The sequence below is a fragment of the Microcoleus sp. AT9b-C3 genome (assembly GCF_036705485.1).
In the GTDB taxonomy this organism is placed as follows: domain Bacteria; phylum Cyanobacteriota; class Cyanobacteriia; order Cyanobacteriales; family Microcoleaceae; genus Microcoleus.
Map to the genome: position 1 here is coordinate 24375 of NZ_JAUBUR010000046.1, position 19830 is coordinate 44204.

At 46.2% G+C, this 19830-nt stretch carries 14 protein-coding genes; 9 read left to right on the forward strand and 5 right to left on the reverse strand.

What is annotated here, in order from left to right; all coding sequences use genetic code 11:
* Positions 1–101 precede the first annotated feature (101 nt).
* From QUB77_RS27660 to fusA, 3 genes are all read left to right on the forward strand, one after another.
* The gene (locus QUB77_RS27660) at positions 102–1025 is read left to right on the forward strand and encodes a hypothetical protein (protein WP_333179741.1); all 924 of its coding nucleotides are present in this window, start codon (positions 102–104) and stop codon (positions 1023–1025) included.
* A 122-nt stretch (positions 1026–1147) separates the two neighbouring features.
* Positions 1148–3661, forward strand: a complete 2514-nt coding sequence (gene recG / locus QUB77_RS27665; protein WP_333179738.1) for an ATP-dependent DNA helicase RecG — start codon at positions 1148–1150, stop codon at positions 3659–3661.
* A 554-nt stretch (positions 3662–4215) separates the two neighbouring features.
* Entirely contained in the window at positions 4216–6300 is a 2085-nt protein-coding gene (gene fusA, locus QUB77_RS27670; protein WP_333179735.1) for an elongation factor G, read from the forward strand.
* A gap of 293 nt (positions 6301–6593) precedes the next feature.
* Here the strand turns inward: fusA and QUB77_RS27675 are convergent, their stop codons facing one another.
* Positions 6594–10769 (reverse strand): hypothetical protein, encoded by a 4176-nt coding sequence (locus tag QUB77_RS27675; protein ID WP_333179733.1) that lies wholly within the window; start codon positions 10767–10769, stop codon positions 6594–6596.
* A gap of 231 nt (positions 10770–11000) precedes the next feature.
* Positions 11001–11183 (reverse strand): hypothetical protein, encoded by a 183-nt coding sequence (locus QUB77_RS27680; protein WP_333179730.1) that lies wholly within the window; start codon positions 11181–11183, stop codon positions 11001–11003.
* 150 nt (positions 11184–11333) lie between these two features.
* On the opposite strand from QUB77_RS27680, the gene QUB77_RS27685 reads away from it, so the two are divergent.
* Positions 11334–11591 carry an antitoxin gene (locus QUB77_RS27685; RefSeq protein WP_333179728.1) on the forward strand — a complete coding sequence of 86 codons (258 nt, stop codon included), beginning with the start codon at positions 11334–11336 and terminating at the stop codon, positions 11589–11591.
* Entirely contained in the window at positions 11591–11914 is a 324-nt protein-coding gene (locus QUB77_RS27690) for a type II toxin-antitoxin system RelE/ParE family toxin (RefSeq protein ID WP_015178023.1), read from the forward strand. Before QUB77_RS27685 ends, QUB77_RS27690 begins: the two co-directional genes overlap by 1 nt.
* A gap of 424 nt (positions 11915–12338) precedes the next feature.
* On the opposite strand, the gene QUB77_RS27695 is transcribed toward QUB77_RS27690, so the two are convergent.
* Positions 12339–13721 (reverse strand): UDP-N-acetylmuramoyl-tripeptide--D-alanyl-D-alanine ligase, encoded by a 1383-nt coding sequence (locus QUB77_RS27695; RefSeq protein WP_333179723.1) that lies wholly within the window; start codon positions 13719–13721, stop codon positions 12339–12341.
* A 405-nt stretch (positions 13722–14126) separates the two neighbouring features.
* Between QUB77_RS27695 and QUB77_RS27700 the strand changes: the two genes are divergently transcribed.
* The gene (locus QUB77_RS27700; RefSeq protein ID WP_333179721.1) at positions 14127–15410 is read left to right on the forward strand and encodes a hypothetical protein; all 1284 of its coding nucleotides are present in this window, start codon (positions 14127–14129) and stop codon (positions 15408–15410) included.
* Positions 15411–15697: 287 nt separating this feature from the next.
* Positions 15698–16027 (forward strand): RNA recognition motif domain-containing protein, encoded by a 330-nt coding sequence (locus QUB77_RS27705; protein WP_172192890.1) that lies wholly within the window; start codon positions 15698–15700, stop codon positions 16025–16027.
* A 227-nt stretch (positions 16028–16254) separates the two neighbouring features.
* Here the strand turns inward: QUB77_RS27705 and clpS are convergent, their stop codons facing one another.
* Positions 16255–16536: an ATP-dependent Clp protease adapter ClpS gene (clpS, locus tag QUB77_RS27710; RefSeq protein WP_190658451.1), complete on the reverse strand. Its 282-nt coding sequence runs from the start codon at positions 16534–16536 to the stop codon at positions 16255–16257.
* A gap of 287 nt (positions 16537–16823) precedes the next feature.
* Between clpS and QUB77_RS27715 the strand changes: the two genes are divergently transcribed.
* Positions 16824–17426 (forward strand): DUF3172 domain-containing protein, encoded by a 603-nt coding sequence (locus QUB77_RS27715; RefSeq protein ID WP_333035210.1) that lies wholly within the window; start codon positions 16824–16826, stop codon positions 17424–17426.
* A gap of 306 nt (positions 17427–17732) precedes the next feature.
* Here the strand turns inward: QUB77_RS27715 and QUB77_RS27720 are convergent, their stop codons facing one another.
* The gene (locus tag QUB77_RS27720; RefSeq protein ID WP_333179718.1) at positions 17733–19061 is read right to left on the reverse strand and encodes an AMIN domain-containing protein; all 1329 of its coding nucleotides are present in this window, start codon (positions 19059–19061) and stop codon (positions 17733–17735) included.
* Positions 19062–19151: 90 nt separating this feature from the next.
* On the opposite strand from QUB77_RS27720, the gene QUB77_RS27725 reads away from it, so the two are divergent.
* Positions 19152–19709: an NUDIX hydrolase gene (locus tag QUB77_RS27725; RefSeq protein ID WP_333179715.1), complete on the forward strand. Its 558-nt coding sequence runs from the start codon at positions 19152–19154 to the stop codon at positions 19707–19709.
* The last annotated feature ends 121 nt before the right edge of the window (positions 19710–19830 follow it).

The following is a 19830-nucleotide window of genomic DNA, read 5'->3' on the forward strand; positions in this document are numbered from 1 at the left end:
TTGTTGAGGGCGGGATCTGCTGCCCACGCCACAAAAGTGAAAATTTAATTGACCAGAGAATTTAAAGGTGGATTAGCTTATTTTAATTTTATACGAAAGATATGGTGCGACCAAGAGAGCGAATAGAGCAAGATTTGGCAGGACTCGAAGAGGCTTTAGCAGCCTTGAAGTTGGAGTTTAGCAGTACCTACGAAGGTTATTTAACTGCGTTGGGACAAGCGGTGCGACAGCAGTTAATTTTGGCTTGCTATCACCTTTGCACTCAAGCAGTACCGGAGTCGTTTCTCAAGTTGTCCTTTGAGGGGAGGCAAAAAATGCAGCAGTCTGTAAGGGCTTTAGCTGCGGCGTCGGAGGAAAAATTGCGATCGCTGGTGAGTGAATCACAAGCAGAGGAAGAGATAGAAGAAGAGGAAGACGAAGAGGAAGACGAAGACGAAGACGACTTCGACAAAGACGAAGAAGAAGAAGAAGAGGAAGACGAAGAAGACGAAAAGGAAAAAAACCAAGTTTCCGCGATTAACTATCTATTTTCATTGGCAAATTATCAATTGCCAAATGCCAATTCCCCTGAAAGTTTGGCACGCTGGCAAAATAGTATTGAAAAGTCGATCGTCAATATACTCAAGCTGCTTTCTCGCGACACCAACCGCTTGCTGCAACAGTCTGGAATCTTGCCGAGTCAATTGCCAGAACCGATTCTAGAAGCTGCTTCTGGTGCGGAATCCTCCGGCGACAGCGTTGCCGGGCCGCCTAACTTATTAAACTTAATCATTGAAACCGATGCCTCATCAGCATCGCGAAAATTGGCAGAAACCTTTGGTAGTAGGGCGCTGCACATTACAGCGATTAAACTGCGGCTATCGGAAATAGAGTTTGCCGATGCGGGAACCTCGGCTTGGCGCCAACAAATTCGTAACCTCTCTGTAAAGTTGAACTCGCTGGGCCGCGATTACCAGAAAAAGCAGCGGGAACTCGCTGTGGTGGAGGCTGAGTCGGCTTGGCGATCGAGTTGGTTTGAAGATTAGTCAGTTGTCAATTGACAGTTATCAGTTGTCAATTGTCTGGAATTCTTGAGCTATGATTAATAACTAATGACTAATGACTAATGACTAATTACTAATGACTGATGACTAATTACTAATGACTGATGACTAATAACCAACCAGAATGGCAGCGATTGCAAAAAGCTCTTTCAGTAGAAGCCGATCGCGGATTTAACGACATCCAAGGCAGTCAATACCGCTTCAGCGAGTTTCTGGGCCTGAGTTTGAGACAACTTGCAGGTTCTGTGGCCGCTTCTTCGCGCGATCGAGCCAGACAACTAGCCGCTGAATTTGACATCTATCCTCAGAAAGATCTCGAACAGCGCCAACATTCGATCGCGATTACGGTCAGTTTTTTGAGGCAAATGGAGCAAGTTTGGGAACAAGAAACTCGCCACCAGCTTGAACTTGCACGACAAGTCAGACCCGCAAACGCTAACGCTTCTGAACCAACCGCCCCAGCAGTTTCCGTTCCCCGAACTGCACCCCTGAGTACAGCACCCCCACCGCCCAGCCTAACTCTCGACCAACAGTTAACCCGCGTCACCGGCATCGGTCCCGCCAACGGCAACCGCTTGGCAAAACTCGGTTTATACACTGTATATGACTTGCTTTACTACTATCCCCGCAACCACATTGACTATGCAAAGCAAGTACAAATCCGCGAGCTGGTAGCTGGGGAAACAGTCACTTTGATCGCCCAAGTAAAGCGCTGCAATTGCTTTTCTAGTCCGAAGAATAAGAAGTTAACCATATTAGAAGTAATTTTAAAAGACCGCACCGGAGAAATAAAAATTAGTCGTTTTTTTGCAGGCCCTCGCTACAGTAATCGCGGTTGGCAAGAATTCAAAAAGCGCGAGTATTGTACCGGTGCGGTGCTGGCAGCTTCGGGGTTGGTGAAGCAGGGTAAATATGGCATTACTTTAGAAAATCCTGAGTTAGAAGTATTAGACGACTCCGGCGGTGCGATCGAATCAATGAAAGTCGGCCGCTTGATACCAGTTTATCCGCTGACGGAGGGGGTGGATGCGGGTTCGGTGAGGCGATCGATTTTGGCTGCAATGCCGGCGGCGAAAATGTTGCCAGAATCGCTACCGGAGGACTTGCGCCAGCGTTACGGTTTAATGGGCTTAGGCGATGCCGTGACTAATATTCACTTTCCCCTCGATCGAGATTGCTTGTCAGCCGCCCGCCGCCGCTTAGTTTTTGACGAATTTTTCTACCTGCAATTAGGACTTTTAAAGCGCCGCCAAACCCAAAGGAAAGCTCAAGCTAGTGCAGTCATCCTTCCTACTGGCAAATTGATCGAACATTTTTATGAAATCTTGCCTTTTGCCTTAACTAATGCTCAGGAAAGAGTAATTAACGACATCCTCAACGATTTAGCTTCGTCGCAACCGATGAACAGATTAGTGCAAGGCGATGTCGGTGCTGGCAAAACCGTAGTCGCCGTCGTGGCAATGCTAGCAGCAATTCAATCGGGCTATCAAGCCGCTTTAATGGCCCCGACAGAAGTTTTAGCAGAACAGCACTATCGCAAATTGGTAGGTTGGTTTAACTTGATGCACTTGTCTGTCGAACTGTTAACTGGTTCGACAAAAATAGCCAAGCGCCGCGAAATTCACAACCAATTAGAAACCGGAGAATTGCCTGTTTTAGTGGGAACTCACGCGCTGATTCAAGATACAGTGAATTTCCATAAATTGGGGTTGGCGGTAATTGATGAACAGCACAGATTCGGTGTGCAGCAGCGCGCTAAATTGCAGCAAAAAGGCGAAGCTCCCCACGTTTTGACGATGACGGCAACTCCCATTCCCCGGACGCTGGCGCTGACGCTGCACGGGGATTTAGATGTGAGTCAAATTGATGAACTTCCCCCCGGCAGGCAGGCGATTCAAACCACTGTACTGTCTGCCAAAGAACGCATTCAAGCTTACGATTTGATTCGGCGGGAAGTGGCGAGCGGGCGTCAAGTTTATGTAGTGCTACCGCTGGTGGAGGAGTCGGAAAAGTTGGACGTGCGATCGGCAATTGAGGAACAAGAGAAACTGCAAAAAAGCGTATTTCCTGAGTTTAAGGTGGGTTTGCTGCACGGTAGAATGAGCAGTGCCGACAAAGATGAAGCAATTTCTAAGTTTCGGGACAAAGAAACTGATATTTTAGTATCTACTACTGTGGTCGAGGTGGGAGTAGACGTGCCGAATGCCACGGTAATGCTGATTGAAAATTCTGAGCGTTTTGGACTTTCGCAACTGCACCAGTTGCGGGGTAGAGTCGGTCGGGGCAGCAACCGTTCTTATTGTTTGTTAATGCCCGGTTCCAAATCGGGGGAAGCTATGCAGAGAATGAAGGTTTTAGAACAATCTCAAGATGGCTTTTTTATTGCGGAAATGGACATGAGGTTGCGCGGGCCGGGTCAGGTTTTGGGAACTCGGCAGTCGGGTTTGCCGGATTTTGCTTTGGCTAGTTTGGTGGAGGATCAGGAGGTTTTGGAGTTGGCGAGGGCGGCGGCTCAAATGGTAATTGAGAATGATGAAAGTTTGAATCAGTGGCCGGTGGTGCGGGATGAATTGGAGCGGAGATATCAGCGGATGATGAGCGGCTCGATTTTGACTTAGATAGTTTTGAACGCAGCAACGGGATTTTTAATAATATTTTGTAGTCGCGGGTTAAGCAAATATATATCAAAGCCGCCAGTTTATTGCTGCACTCACCCACCATCCTCCCCATAGGGCGGTTTATTTGCACCTACTTCTTTAATGTCAGTAAGGTCAGAAACTGGTTTTCTTCCCATAAACTCACGTAAAATCCTAGGTTTTTTGTCAGGAAACGCGGTTTATACTTTTTTGCTGAGACTGCTGCAAAATATCAGGTTGATCGAAACGTCAAAAACACGAGTTTGTTGGAAACGAGTGCCTCAACCCAAACTACTTTAAGAGAGGATTTTGGCCTTAATCTACGCTATTTTTATCAGGAGCCAGGCTTGGGGTACTTATTCCACCCAGAATCCTTCGCAGGAATGACGAAGAAGTGTCAAAATTAAGATAGTTCTGCCAGAAACAGGGGAAAGGAAATCCGGCCTGTACTGGCGCCTAAGGCAACATTGATTCCTCGCTGGTTACGCTTGCAGGTGGTCGCCGACGGTTCGTCGCATTTAATCTCAACACTAATTATGAAAGATCTCACTCGTTATCGAAATATCGGCATCTTCGCCCACGTAGATGCTGGCAAGACCACCACAACAGAAAGAATCCTGAAACTGACAGGCAAAATCCACAAAATCGGTGAAGTACACGAAGGCGCGGCGACTACTGACTTCATGGAACAGGAGCAAGAGCGCGGTATTACGATTCAATCCGCTGCTACCACCTGCTTCTGGAACGACCATCAGCTCAACATCATTGATACTCCGGGACACGTCGATTTTACGATCGAAGTTTACCGTTCTTTGAAGGTTCTCGATGGTGGCATTGGTGTGTTCTGCGGTTCGGGTGGAGTTGAACCGCAATCGGAAACCAACTGGCGCTACGCTAACGATTCCAAAGTGGCTCGCGTCATCTACATCAACAAGCTCGATCGCACCGGTGCAGATTTTTACCGCGTTGTCCAGCAAGTCGATAAAATCCTCGGAGCTAAACCGATGGTAATGGTATTGCCGATCGGCATAGAAGAAAAGTTTTGTGGCGTAGTCGATTTGCTGACCCGCAAAGCCTGGATCTGGGATGACTCCGGCGATCCCATGAACTATCAAATTAAAGATGTCCCCGCCGATATGGTCGATGATGTCGAAACTTGGCGCGAAAAGTTGATCGAACTGGCCGTCGAGCAAGACGACGCTGTGATGGAACAGTATCTCGAAGGCAACGAGCCGAGCCTCGACGACCTCAAGCGCTGCATTCGCAAAGGTACTCGCGATCGGGCATTTTTCCCCACCTACTGCGGCTCATCGTTTAAAAACAAAGGCGTGCAGTTGGTTCTCGATGCCGTAGTTGACTATCTGCCAAACCCGATGGAAGTCACACCACAGCCAGAAGTCGATCTCGAAGGCGAGGAAACCGGCGAGTTTGCCGTTGTCGATCCCAACAGGCCATTGCGGGCACTGGCGTTTAAGATCATGGACGATCGCTACGGTGCTTTAACCTTCACGCGCCTTTACTCCGGTAAGTTGTCCAAGGGCGACACCGTACTCAACACCGCCACAGGCAAAACCGAGCGCATCAGCCGTTTGGTAGAAATGCACGCCAACTCGCGCGAAGAAATTGAATCCGCGCAAGCAGGGGACATTGTGGCGATCGTCGGCATGAAAAACGTCCGCACCGGACACACCATCTGCGACCCCAAAAATCCCGCCACCCTAGAGCCGATGGTATTCCCCGATCCCGTTATTTCGATTTCGGTCAAACCGAAACAAAAAGGCGGCGAAGAAAAAATGGGAGCAGCCCTCACCAAGATGGTGCAAGAAGACCCATCCTTCCACATGGTGACGGATCAAGAAAGCGGCGAAACGATTCTCAAGGGGATGGGCGAGTTACACCTCGACATCAAAGTAGACATTCTCAAGCGCACCCACGGCATCGAAGTAGAAGTCGGCGAACCACAGGTAGCCTACCGCGAGTCGATTACCAAGCGCCTCGAAGACGAATACACCCACAAAAAGCAATCAGGTGGTTCCGGTCAATTTGCCAAAATCGGCTATGTGATCGAGCCGGGTGAGCCTGGAACTGGCTTCCAGTTTGAATCAAAAGTGACCGGTGGTAGCGTGCCGAGAGAATATTGGCCAGCGGTCGAAAAAGGCTTTGAAAGCTGCATCGACAAAGGCGTCTTGGCCGGATTCCCTTGCTTGGACTTGAAATTCACCCTACTAGAAGGCGGTTTCCACCCCGTTGACTCCTCAGCAATGGCTTTTGAAATTGCTGCTAAAGCGGCCTATCGGCAGTCTCTGCCTAAAGCCGGGCCTCAGTTGCTCGAACCGATTATGAATGTCGATGTATTCACTCCAGATGATTACATGGGCGACGTGATCGGCGACCTCAACCGCCGCCGGGGGATGATGAAATCTCAGGAGACAAGCCAGACAGGAGCACGGATCAAGGCAGATGTGCCGTTGAGCGAAATGTTTGGTTACATTAGCGACTTGCGTACTATGACATCTGGCCGCGGCCAGTTTTCCATGTCCTTCTCGCACTATGCTCCTTGTCCGAGCAACATCGCGGAAGAAGTGATCAAGGAAGCCAAAGAGCGTCAAGCCGCGAAGTAATGTATTGAGTGCGACGAATTGATTTGTCGCACTCAATCACCAACGTTAAAAACTAGATTTTTCTAGTTTTTAACCTACATTCCGCACTTCTTAACATAGTCAGAAGTGCGGAATGTAGGCTCAAAGAAGCGCCAGAGTATCGTGTGCGCTTGAGCCCACATCAATTCATGCCAATATACCTGGGTTCGATCATTACCGTTACCAACTGCTACCTCTACGCTCAACTCAACCTAAGTTCAGAACTGTAATTGCCCTAGCTGACTGCAACAGCTATCTTCAAAATACTTTCATCTTTAGAGTTTTATGATGATTTTATCTGATAGACCTTGAATATTCAGTTCAAGCCTAGGAGAAGCATCACTGTAGAAGACTTCACAGATGTAACCACTTTCAGGAACCTTAAAAAGTAATCTGTTGCTGCCCGATACTTCCACATCTTCAACCTTACCTTTGATGGTGCATTTCCCAGAATCCAAAGTTACTTGCAATATCTTGGATGTATCATCAGTAATAGTTAGCTGCTTAATCGTCTTGATTCTCATCAATTTAAGACGACCTATGTCACGCTGTTCGACGCCATTGCCTAAAGTTTTCCAATCAGCTTCTCTCTTGACTTCCGTGTTTGATGGCTCTGCTAGTGGAACAGTAAGCTCTGGAAGGTCAGAGACTGAATCTAGATTTATGCTCCATTTACGAGCATTCTCATCAAGTTCGTCCTGTCTTTGCTTAAATTTGCCACCATCAGTGCTTCGCTCGTAGTCTACCTGCTTTTTCTTAGTGGCAATCCAACGCTCTCGTGCAAAATTTCGTAGCTTAGAGTTGGAATCATCAAAAAATTTCTCATAAAATTCTAAGCATGGCACAAACTCACCAATTCTCTCCATTGCAGCACCAACTTCTTGTACAGTTATATGGTGCTGCCAATCGGAAAAACCTCGAACTGAAGTTATAAAGTTCTGATAACGTTGGCGTTCTAATCGAGCAGTATCTGGTGTAAGATCTGAGTAAGCAATTCCACGCACAACATTAAACTTCAAACTTTTTGCTTCATTGGGATGAGGATGCTTAGCTATTGCTTCTATGGCTTTGCTCCACAATTTTCGCTGAATTAAGTAGTCAACTAACTCTTGATGCCGATTCAGGTTTTGAAGCGCTGGTAAAACATAGTCTAACCATTGATATTTATCGGGTTTTCTTTCTCTTTCCCACTCCTGAAAAATCCGCTGATTTTCTCCTTCTTTTTGCAGGTATTGTAAGCCTTCGGGAAAACCTTCGACTTCAGCTTTAGCTAAGTTATACTCGCGCTTTTGGGGAACTTCACACTGATCCCAGCAGCGCACAGCACCTTTATAATCTTTGGCTTGGTAGAAAGAACTTCCCGCCACTTCTATTGTTTTGTTATAACCAGCTTGTTGCAAGTCTTGTAATAGATTTCCAAATCGTTGCCATTGCTCACAGGTGAGACTCTGTTCGTCCATCAACTTTATATCAATTTGGCGGGCATATTGCTCGATCGCTGCTTGCCAGGGTTTGCTCGAACGGAAGTTTTTCAGTGAATTGTTCTCATTGCGTTTTTCAAGGAACTCGGTGAATTTATTGAGAACATCGAAAGATTTCGGAGCTTCCTCCATCATGAATGCCACTAAAGAAAGCTCTACTGGTTTCTGATTGGGGTTTTCTTCACACCATCGCTTCAATTCTTTCCAACAAGCTCCCTCCCAGAAACAGTTCCAAGCCTCTTCCTTCTTACCTCGCTTCAAAAAAAGTTGACCAGCCTCACTAAAATGATTATCGAATTTCAGTGCCCAAGCTTCGCAGAGGTCAAATTCTTTGGTATCTCCTAACACATAGTAATACGCTTTTGCATTTCTGAGTAACTCTGGGTTTTCCTCTGCCAACCCTTGCTTCTTCATCTGCTTTGCTTGGAGTTCTCGGTTGTCTTGATCCAGCACTTCTAGACTTTGCCCTATGCTGATAGTTCCGAGTAAATCTGTCCAATCGTGGCGTTTATCAGCTTCCAACCGCTCAAGGAATCCATCGATCCGATCGTCACTAGCCTGCTGCCACAGCAATTCATCTCCTTCTTTTGAGTCAATGACAACAAAATCAGACATCGCTCGGCTAGCCGCAACGTAAAGCTTGTTAAAGTAGTATTCTAACTCTACTGAATCTCTTTGACTATTAGCGTCAAAGTTCCATACAAAGTTTGCATTGTATTCTTGAGCCAACTCATGCCCAAATTTGTATAGGATGACAAGCGGGAACTCCAGACCCTTTGCTTTGATGGCACTGTATACGTTCTCTGGCGTTTTTCCCTCGTTGGCTTGTGGAAATAATTCCAAAAGAATTTCATCACTTTTGATATAGTCAATTTCCCCGCCAGCTTCACAGGGTAGGATAAAAATCGGCTTATTGTCGATATGGCTTTTTAAATCGTCTAACGAGAGATTCTGACCAAAAATAAACTTTTGCGGTTTAGAAAAACTGTCTTTTTTTTGCCACGGAGTTTGTGGCTTAATGTCAGGTAGCTCGAAACGAACACAGCGCCACAATTGGATTAGATTGGTCACTTTAACGATAGATGAGCTAGAGCGATAATTAACTTGTAGCTCCTTAAAATTCATCTTTAGATTAAGTTTACTTGCTGGATCGAGCCTCATTACAACTTCGTTGTAAAACAATGCCCCGACGCTATCCCAACGAAATCCAGTAGGGTTTAAGGTTTGAAAAGGATCGCCAGCAAAGGTAAAGGGTAGGACAGAAACATAGTTAAATCCAAAATCATATTTAGAAAAAACAGAAAGCTTGACGATGAGTTGCAGTTCTAGTCTCGTAAAATCTTGAGATTCATCGCAAAAAATTGCAGTGTATTCAGAAGAGAAACATTTCCGTTCGAGAACTATTCTAATTAAGTCTTGATCGTCCCAGTAGCCCTTATCTTCAATTAGCCTTTCATACCATTTCCAAACCGTTTCATAAATTCCTTTGAATGTCTCTTCTGGAATCTTGCGTTGTTCCTCGCGCGGTAATTCCTTATAATCGTCTTCGTTTATATATCCCTCAAGAGAGTAGCCTTTAATCAAAGTTCTAATAATGTACCAGCATCGCCCTGCTGAGTAGCGTTTACTTCTGGCTTCTGGCAGTGGAGAATCTTTATAAAGCTGTCGAAACTGGTTATAAGAAATGTATTTTTCTGGCTTAAATCGGTCGTATTCTGTAGATGGTAAAAAATTTAATAAAAATTTCTGGAAGGGTTGAAAAAATGGTTCTACATCTGGTATTTCTGCTTCTGGCGTTCCTCTATCTAATAAAAATTTATGATGAGATTTTAAAAGGCTTTGCACTGAATCTTTAGCTACCTTGAGCAAACTCTCGCTGTAAGTTAGAAAAAGAGGGTGTGGCTTTTGATAAAAATCATATTCTTCTGCTTGACAAGAGTTCCAGTGGCGATCGCAGTAATCAGCAAAAAGGTGGAATAACATTGTAGATTTGCCACTTCCAGCTCGTCCATTGATAAACATCGGTAGGGAAGGTTTTTGTGGAGTTGAAATAGATTCTAAAATTTGTTCTTCTTCCACTGAGAGAGCTAGATTTGATTCGTCATCTTTTTCAATAGCTAGCCAACTTTCAAAATCTAATAGTAGGTATGCTGGATAAGAACGTCGTGCTAGGCAAGTTAGCTCCTCCATACTCAATTGAGCCGGAAGATTATTAACATTTTCACCAAAGTCGGGAAGATCGATCGCCTCTACTACTTCTCTTATAGGGTCATCCGATGGTTTTTCAAGAAAAGGAGCAAGCAAAAATAAAATTTTTCTAGAGGACGTATCTTCAGTAGCAATAGTTTCGATCCTACTAAACAAAATCGATAACCCTTCCGTGTTGCTATATAACTTTACACGAGAGCAACTTGTGCTTTCATCTTCCACATCATTTTGACTAATAATGTCTAGAATAATATTTTTGAAAGTTTCCCGTCGGTCTTTGATTTTCTCTTGTCCGCACTTTTTCAACCATTGTCCGCTTTCGTAAATCACCAAGTCTTGAGAGTCTTTACTCCAGCTAGGTAGCTCTAGCCAGACTAACAGATCGTTTGGAAGAGGCTCGCGTTTGTTTTGCTGTTGACAAACCGATTCTTTTTGTTTATTTAGCCATTCCTTAATCTCATCATCATTCAGTAATGGCTCTAACTTGTCTTGACCAAATTTTTGACGTTTATTTTTGTCTGTAAATTCTTCATACTCTTGACTTTTTCGCTCCAGAATATTTAGTAAGCAGAGAATCTTCTCATTATCTACCTCTTCGATCTTTGCTAATAACCTGTATTTCCCTATTCTTCGCTTCCAGTAAGGATAAATTGGATCGAAGAGATCTAACACTTCGGAGTTATCATAAAGTTCAGTGATTTTAGGTTGAATATAATACTTTTCAGCGTTATCCTGGCACTGCTGTGTAATATAGATATACATAAGCTTTGGGAAAGTTCTGTGGTAAGTATTCAGGTAGTAGCTGACAAAATACCTCTACGGCGAATCCCAGACAACTCGTAAGTTCCGCATAGCTAGTAGACATCTCCGAAAGAATACCTTCAACCCTTGCCATGTCTGGGCTGAGAGCGAATTTGCGGAGATATCTAGTAACTATATCACATTTGCAGTATGATACCAAAGTCTGTGCAGAGGCTTTTCCTAGTTGCGCGATTACTTTGGGATTACCCTGCAACACCACAGAAACACGATCTGTGTCGAAAATTCACGAACAACATAAGCATCCAACACTTCGTTGCGGCTGACTAAAACTAAGAATTCTATATAGTGCAGCACTTGCTGTTTCAGAGAATCTGGCAACTTGACTAGGCTTTCTAGGATGGTGGTTTCTAGCATTAGATAACCTCTCGATCCATAAACTTATGATAATAATTGCCAGTTAAGCTGCTCGATCGCATTGGGGACACCAGGAAAAGTCTAAAAATCACAATTGTAATTTTTTACATTTTAGGATATCTTAGAAAGGTACTCCGTCAATGTGGCGTTATGAGCAGGATAACTATCGAGGTAACAGACGAACAGCACCAGCAAATTAAGGCAATGGCGGCTGTGCTGGGCAAATCTATTAAAGAGTTTGTACTCGAAAGGCTGTTTCCTTCTAACGATAGAGAGGAAGAACAGGCTTGGCAGGAACTCAAAGAACTGCTGAGGGAGCGCATAGCGGAAGCCGAACGCGGCGAAGTATCGGCTAAGACATTCAGCCAGGTTTTGGAAGAGAAGCTGGCGGCGATGGGAAAAGTGTAATGCCATCCTACGAACTCACCTCCTATGCAGAAGAGGATTTAGCAGATATTATCGAGTACACCGTTAACAATTACGGCATAGCCCAGGCGCGAGATTACGTTGCTGCGCTGGAAACCTGTGCTGAAAACCTTGCGGGTAGCCAGGGCTTCTATCGGGATCTGAAAAACATTCATCCCCGTTTGCGCGTAACCCGATGTCAGCACCATTATATTTTTGGCATCATGAGATCGGGAAGTCTGATGGTGGTTGTTGCTATTTATCACGAACGGATGGATGTGCTGCAACGCCTGAGAACGCGCTTGAAAAACCCACAAGAAGGATAGCTGCGATCGCCCTTTAAAGAAAATCGAATTTCACGACAATAAATCCCGATCGCCTGGAAAAAGGCGGACTGCTATATCGAGAACCCTGTCCGAGCGATCGGCGGGGCACCTATGCCGTGCTGACTGAAGCATGATTGGCAATGCAACAGCAAATGTGGACGGTTTATGCTGAGGGAATTGCAGAATACTTTGGCTGTCACCTGGACGATCAAGAACTTCAGGTGATGCAGCGAGGCTGAAGCGAATGCTTGCGGGAGTAAGTCAGTAAGGGCGAGAGTGGCGATCGAAGTAGCTGCGGAAGGAGAGCAAGTTGCCAGTATATCAATTAAGGTCGATCGCCCCTATTTCTCCTCAGTCCGCGCAGGCGGACTTTGTTTGACAAGAAGCGATTTCAATCGCCGAGTTTCAATCACCGATTTTCTGTCTATTCCCCCGCAAAATCTGCCCTAAACTTCTCCACAACTCGATTCAACTCAACTGAATGAGAAGCTTTAAATAAAATCCGATCGCCCTTTTCGACAAATCCCAACAACCGCTTTGCTAAATCTTCCCGCCCATCCTTGGCTGTAATATCTCCTATCTCCACAAAATGCAAACCCGCCGCACCCGCAGCCATCGCCGCCGCTTCCTCAAAATCAGCAAAAACAAACAAAGCATCCAGATGCAAATCTCGCGCCGCCCTTCCCACTTGTCGGTGAAATTCGATCGCCCTCTCGCCCAATTCCTTCATCGTTCCCAACACCGCAATGCGGCGCTTTCCCGGAGTATCTGCTAACAGTCTCAGCGCCGCCAACATCGACTCCAAACCAGCATTGTAAGTCTCATCCAGAATCACAATATCCTGCGGCAAATCGTAGCGGCGCGCCCGTCCATCTGGTAACTGCACAGACAAACCTTGCTTTAAAACTTGCCAATCAATACCTAAAACTTTTCCTACCGCCAAAGCCGCCAAATAATTTACAGCATTGTGACGCCCCGGCAGCGGTAGTGGCAATTCCACACCTTCTACTAACATTGTATCAGGATTGAGCAATTCTCCGCACAAGTCCCCGCCTTCTAAACCGTAAGTTAAAGTTTTTCCCTGCCAAACTTTTGACGCAGTTGCGATTAATCTGTCACCATCGTGATTGAGAATAGCAATGCTATCAGCAGGCATTTCGGCTAACAGTTCGCACTTAGCTTGGGCGATCGCCTCTTCCGAACCCAATCGCCCGATATGCGCCGTTCCTACATTAGTAATTACCCCCACAGTAGGACGCGCAATTTGCGACAGCAGCGCTATTTCGCCACGGCCGCGCATTCCCATTTCAATTACAGCATAATTGTGGGTCGGTGAAAGCTCCAACAGAGTTTTTGGTACGCCAATTTCATTGTTATAGTTATATTGAGTTTTAAGAACATTTCCCTTCGTTGACAAAACCGCCGCAATTAACTCTTTAACAGTAGTTTTACCTACAGAACCAGTAACAGCAACTATAGGTATACTGAATTGGTCACGCCACCAACTGGCGATCGACTGATAAGCTTTTAAAGTATCGTCAACGCGCAGCAGCGGAAAATTAGGCAATTCCTCTTGCCAATCTCGATCGACAATCGCAGCAATCGCCCCCAAATCCTGGGCTTTTGCCACAAATTGATGACCATCAAAATTGTCACCCCGCAGCGCCAAAAATATTTCGCCCCCCTCAAGAGTGCGCGTATCCGTGGCAATACCTGTCCCTAAAGCTGTCAAAATGCCCTCAGACACAGCAGGCAAAGGTACACTTAAAATTTCAGATAGTTGGGCGATACTTACGCGACAAACCATAACCAGCACTCACATTTCAAATAATTTTCCCAGCTAATTCTACCTCGCCCAACCTCAAATTTAACTAACAGCGGGCTGGGGATCGGGATTGACCTCGATCATCCTAATACTAAATCGTCCGCCCACCCAGAAATTATTCCCTACCCACCCACAATCTTTACCAATACTTTACAAAGTAGATGGTGATTTAAGGCCTTGCTAATTACCAACAATTCATGTCATGCTGGTGTTGGTAAATAGTTTAACTAAGCAAAAATATCGATCGGCTTAAGCTGCTGACAGCTTCTACCCATAAGCCTCATCCGGCGAGAAGCTCGGTTGACTCAATTGTTGCGATTCATTGGCCAATTCATCAAGATAATAGCGCTGAAAGCTCCTGCCTCAGCCTGGGAGGGTTAATCCACAGTGAACGACTACAACAGACAAAGCCACGAAGAAGAACAGCTACTTTACAAGCACTGGCTGGAGTTGGTACAACGAGAGCAGCCGGCCGAACTCATCAGCCGCTTTCGCACTTTGTTTATCCAAGGTATCGGATATCCCGATCGCTCGATCGCCGACGCACTCGAAAAAATAGCACGCTCAGAACACGCCGAACAAGAATTCAAATACATCCTCAACCGCTGCTGCCACATCCTGATCAACCGCTGGCAAACTTACCCCAGCAAGCAAGCAGCCATCCCTGAATTGATCGCTGTGTTTGAAGAAGCGCCCAAAATATTATTTGGATACAATCGATCGCGGGGGCGAGGCTCCATCCCCCAATTAGTAAATCAATTTACCGAAAGTGAACAGTACCTCACCCTCCAACGCTTAGCCAAAGTCATAACTCACAGCAATGAAGATAGTAGCAGCAACAGCAAAACCCCTGCTACCCTTCCCCTCGGAACATTAATTCCCCGTTACCCTTACCTCTACAAACACTGCCTCCTGAGCGACGACAGCACCTACGAACAGCAGAAAATCATTAAAAAAATCCAAGCTCAAAAGCAGCAGCAATTTGAGATCAACCTCTCCCAATACGTGGCTCACCAAGTGAGAAAATCCCAAACAGCGCGCCAGGGAACCTCAATTTCCTTCAAAAGAAGTATACAACCTATAAAAAACCCGACCCTGTTGACCGACCCGGAACTGTTCTTTGCCCTCAAGCAATTTGTGGGAAAAGTAGAAGGAGCCGATACATACAGACAGCTAGCGGGCCGTTTCACGGCGAACGCCAGCACAAATCAGTCCTACGGCTCCTTTAAAGACGACTTGTACGAATACCTGATTTCTTCTGTCACCGATGACCGCTACGGCAAACGTCTCTTTAACGAAAAATTGTATAAGCAACTACAAAATACCCTGCCCCACAGCGATGATCAGAAGTTTAATGAATTTTTAATGATTAGAACTTGCAGCCAGTTATTGAACTTTTTAGTAGTAGAGAGTCCTGTGCGGCCCAACCACTTTGTCTTCATCGACCTAATCTCCAACCTCGGACCGACCCAAACCACAGGTTTGCTGCTGAAAATCGTACTAATTTGTGGCAAAGTCAAGCCCTACCTAGAAAAGCGGCTGGCAATTTTGTTCGGTCACTACGAATGCAGTACCCGAGAAGGCGTGGTGTGGTTAGTCAAAGCCCTGGAAAACGTAAACCTAGCTTTGAGTACCAACTTTGGCAAGGTGGATGTATCTTTCCTGCGGTGAAAGCGGGCGGCATAACTTTCTCTGCTTCCACTGCAGGCAAAACATCACACCGATAAACCAGGTTTATGAATACCCTAAAAGTTTTACGTTTAATTAGAACGACTTAATTAACTGCTGAAACCTACTCAAAAGACGCTATTCTATGTTAAAGTACCAAGTGTGAATCAGATTCAGTTGCAGGCTTTGTTCATTGCTACAGAATTGTCTAAAAACTTGCCCTTCTGTATCGGCAGGGGACTCTCCGAAACTGAAATCTTCGCACTGTCTAAATTTTGGAGTTATTCCTCATGTCGATATACGTCGGTAACTTATCCTACCAAGTTACCCAAGAAGACATCACCACCGTCTTCGCCGAATACGGAACCGTTAAGCGAGTACATCTACCTACCGACAGAGAAACCAGTCGCCCCCGCGGCTTCGGTTTTGTAGAAATGTCCACAGATGCAGAAGAAGATGCAGCCATTAGTGCTCTCGACGGAGCAGAGTGGATGGGTCGCGACCTCAAAGTTAACAAAGCTAAGCCCCGCGAAGATGAAGGCCGGGGTGGTGGCAACCGGGGCGGCGGTGGTCCTGGAAAATTTGCTCGCGGAGGGGGAGGCGGAGGAGGACGTTATTAATTTCCTCGAATCCCGATTTGAGATTGGAGAGTTAAAATTGGCGCGAGAGCTCACCTAGCTCCGAACCACTTCCGGCCGTTCCGAACAACCTATGCTCTTCAAATTTCCATCTCTACCGGATTAAATATACCAAAAAGCCAAGGGCCGAACCCTTGGCTTTTTGGTATGAGGGTTGACGCTATCAGCCTGAAACCAACTGGGCGAATCTGTTGCAGTAGCGTCTGGTTCTAATCGTCAGGTTCGATGGTGCTGCTCAATCCGTGGTTATTGAGCGTTTCAGCGTAAAACTCAGCGTGTTCGAGAGCGCAAACAATCACCAATCCCATCCCGTTAGTATGGGCTTCCATCATCACATTTACCGCCTGTGGCTGAGTCAGACTTGGTACCGTCGCCATCAAAGTCTGCACCACGTACTCCATAGGATTGAAATCATCATTGTGCAGCAGAACGCGGTAGCGCGGTGCAAGCTTGCGGACTGTGGAAGGCTTTTGAATAATTTCGACAGACACTAATCTATACCTCCTGACTTGTAAAATGTTAAAATTTGTCAACAATCTTGAGCCGGATTCCTCCGCTGTGCAAGACTATCTCACTTTCAGCTATTTTATTGAAATCTGAAAATTCAGACAAGGCAGCCCCTTGGTCGATCGCGAGTTGTGAACGCACCACCAAACCCAGAGGGGGTGTCTTGGGCCCTGGGCAACCACTTTCCTAGCGCCATAATATTAGAAAGGCGCGATCGGTTAAAAATAACAAACTACTACCTGTCGAGTCTCCAGAACTGACGGAACCTTATATGAAACGCAAACCTAAATCCTACAACGACAGATTCAGTGGCGACCCATCCCGAGGAGATGAAGACTCCGACTACCCCGGCTCAATGGGCGGACAGTCGCGGCGTCAACCTCAGTCCGGCAAACCATCTTTCCTCAATTCCGCCACCCTAGGGATTTTAACAGCCGTCTTTATTCTGGGAATTGGCATTGGCATTGCCTTTAGCTCCACAGCTACAATTAGCCCAGAGAACGTAGCCTCCCGTGAATTTATCGATCGCAGCGCCCCGAACCCAGAACTTTGCGTGCAGTTTGGAGCAAGCGCGATGGTGACAGATATGCGCCTCTACGTCACCCTCAACCCCTTCAACGTCTACATCTCGCAGCCGAGTATGCGCCCCGGATGTGTCCTGCGAACCAATAACTGGGCAATTCTGGAACAAAGAAAACTCATCAGCCAAGACCAAGTGCGCGATTGCAAAAATCGCATGAACACTTTTGGGTTCACTGGCCCTCTGGAAGCTCAACCGGAAATTAACTGTATCTACCAAAACGACGGCGCTAAAAACCTGTTCCTCAACCAACCGGGTTCGATAGCTCCAACTACGGAAGGTCAAAATTTCTAAATCGCCGATATAGCGGTTTTCAGTTGAGTCAATTACAGATAGGTGGTAGGACTTAGGCAAAGCCTAAGTCCTTACTTTATTTCCTAGAACGGAGAACTGCTCGAAGAAAATATTGAACGAAGAGGTTCGAGGGAAGAAAAAAGTCTTCCATCTTCCTTCTTCCTTCTATCCTTTACATCCGTTACATCCGTTGCCGAACTTCCTTCTATCCTTTACATCCGTTACATCCGTTACACAATCCGTTGCCGAACTTCCTTCTATCCGTTACATCCGTTACACAATCCGTTGCCGAACTTCCTTCTTCCTTCAAAAACCGAACTGGTGTAAATCTTCCGTTAACTGAACTTGCAAAATTTGGCCGGGTTGAATCGTAGCAGGTTGAGGAGCAGCCACGTAAGTTGTAGCAACACCACCGGCGGCTCCCGCCAACAAACCGATACCGGAAAAGCCGCTCAGCAAGAACAAAGCTAAGCCACCAATACCAGTATTTCGCAACAAACTGCGATCGGAAGGCTGAGCTCGTCGGCCTCCCACGGGTTCCGAGCTAGCCACCAGAGGGATATTGCGACCGTTGAGACTAATAGCTTCGACCACAAATCGACTGCCGAGGTTTGTTGTTTCAAACCGACCGATGACTGGCGTATTGGCAGGTACGATCGTATTACCGAGACCGTCGAGAATTCCCCCTTGCAACAGCAGCACTTCCTCCCGGCTGGGCTTCGCTTGCAGTCGCAAAGCCCGATCGCCGGGGTATAGCAAACTGAGCTCCGTGCCCGCCGGCAACAAGACATTCGCCCCAGCCGCAGCCTGCAAAGGAGCATTTGAGCGGCCGCGAGGAAGCGGTTCACCAAAAGTAAGCGTGCGCTGTTGGGGTGCAGCAGCAGCCGTTATTTGAGGGTCTAGGCGGGGTGCAGCAGCAGCTTGTACCCCACGGCGTTCGTCAAGGCGAACATTGACTAAAGGTACTGTTATCGGCCGAATTTGGTCATTTGAAGTAGACCGCTGCGAAAAATTTGAACCGGGATTTGGGGAAGTAGGAGGCTCAGGTCGATCGACCTCTGTGGCATCTGTTGAATTGGAATCTATCGGTGGCTGGTTTTGCGGTACTTGTATTGCAGGCTGGGGTAGAGTTTCGGGAGTTTCCATAATTGGAGTCGGTTCGATCGAAGGACGCAACACCCAGCGATTTTCTACTCCGCTTCTTTGGAATTGAACTTGCCCTGCGCTGAAACCGACTCCAGGAGCCAAATTGACCAGAATTCTCGCCGTTCCCGGTTGAAGTTGACTCACCCCCACAGAACGCACTCTGCCTTGTGGGTATAGCTGAGTTGCATCTACTCCGATCTCAGTATTGGGCAAATCCACAGCAATCTGAGACGGGTTGAGTACAGAATATGTGGGGGTTGTTCCCTCTGGAAGAGTAATTTCTAGCTGATTTGTCGCCGGATCGAATTTCCAACTTGTGACGGTAGAAGCATTTGCTGGTTCTAGTGTTGTCGGCACTGTCGCAACTGCGGCGAGGACTGCTAGACTCAGACTCAGTGACTCGATCGCAAACCATCCCGCTGGTAGAGAATTAACAGTCAATTTTTGTAAGTCTTCCCAAAATCTGGTGAGTATTTTTTTGTATGGCATGGTGGCTGGGTAAAAATTTTGATCTGAAATAGATTATGGATGGGAAAATTTTGCCTTCGGAGGACGCTGAAAGTTTAGCATTATTGCGATATGAAAAATTTAACTAAATGGAAATTATTGCGATCGCGCTTCGTTCTTAACAACAAGTGGTGTCAGGTTAGACAAGATGAAATAGAATTGCCAAGCGGACAAATTATAGACGACTTTTTTGTTAATGTCCGACCCAATATCGCCCTAGTATTTGCCACGACCGAGCAGCAAGAACTTGTATTAGTGCGCCAATACAGGCACGGAGTAGGCGAGATTTTGCTGGAACTGCCTGCCGGATCTTTCGACCCTGCTGAAGAGAGCGGAAAATCGGCAGCCGCCAGAGAACTGGCCGAAGAAACGGGATATGTTGCTGAAGAAATTTTGGAACTAGCAACCTTATATGATAACCCTGTAAAAGACACCAATTCTATCTACCTATACTTTGCTAAAAATGTCAAGCTTGCCAGCAAAATACAATTAGATGTTACAGAAGATATTGAAGTAGTTTTAGTCCCCATTGCCGAAGTGTGGGTAAAAATAAAAAACCGAGAAATTTGTGTAGCAGGAAGCATCGCAGCTATTTTTTTAGGATTAGCTTTTTTGAATAAACAGCGGTAAGGTGCTGTGTTAATGGAACCTTACACACTGTTTAATGCGCTGTAGTATTAAGGAGAAAGAGTGAGAAAATCCAGAGAAGTGATAGTATTATCAGCGCCAAAAACCTGAGCCAAAACCTCAC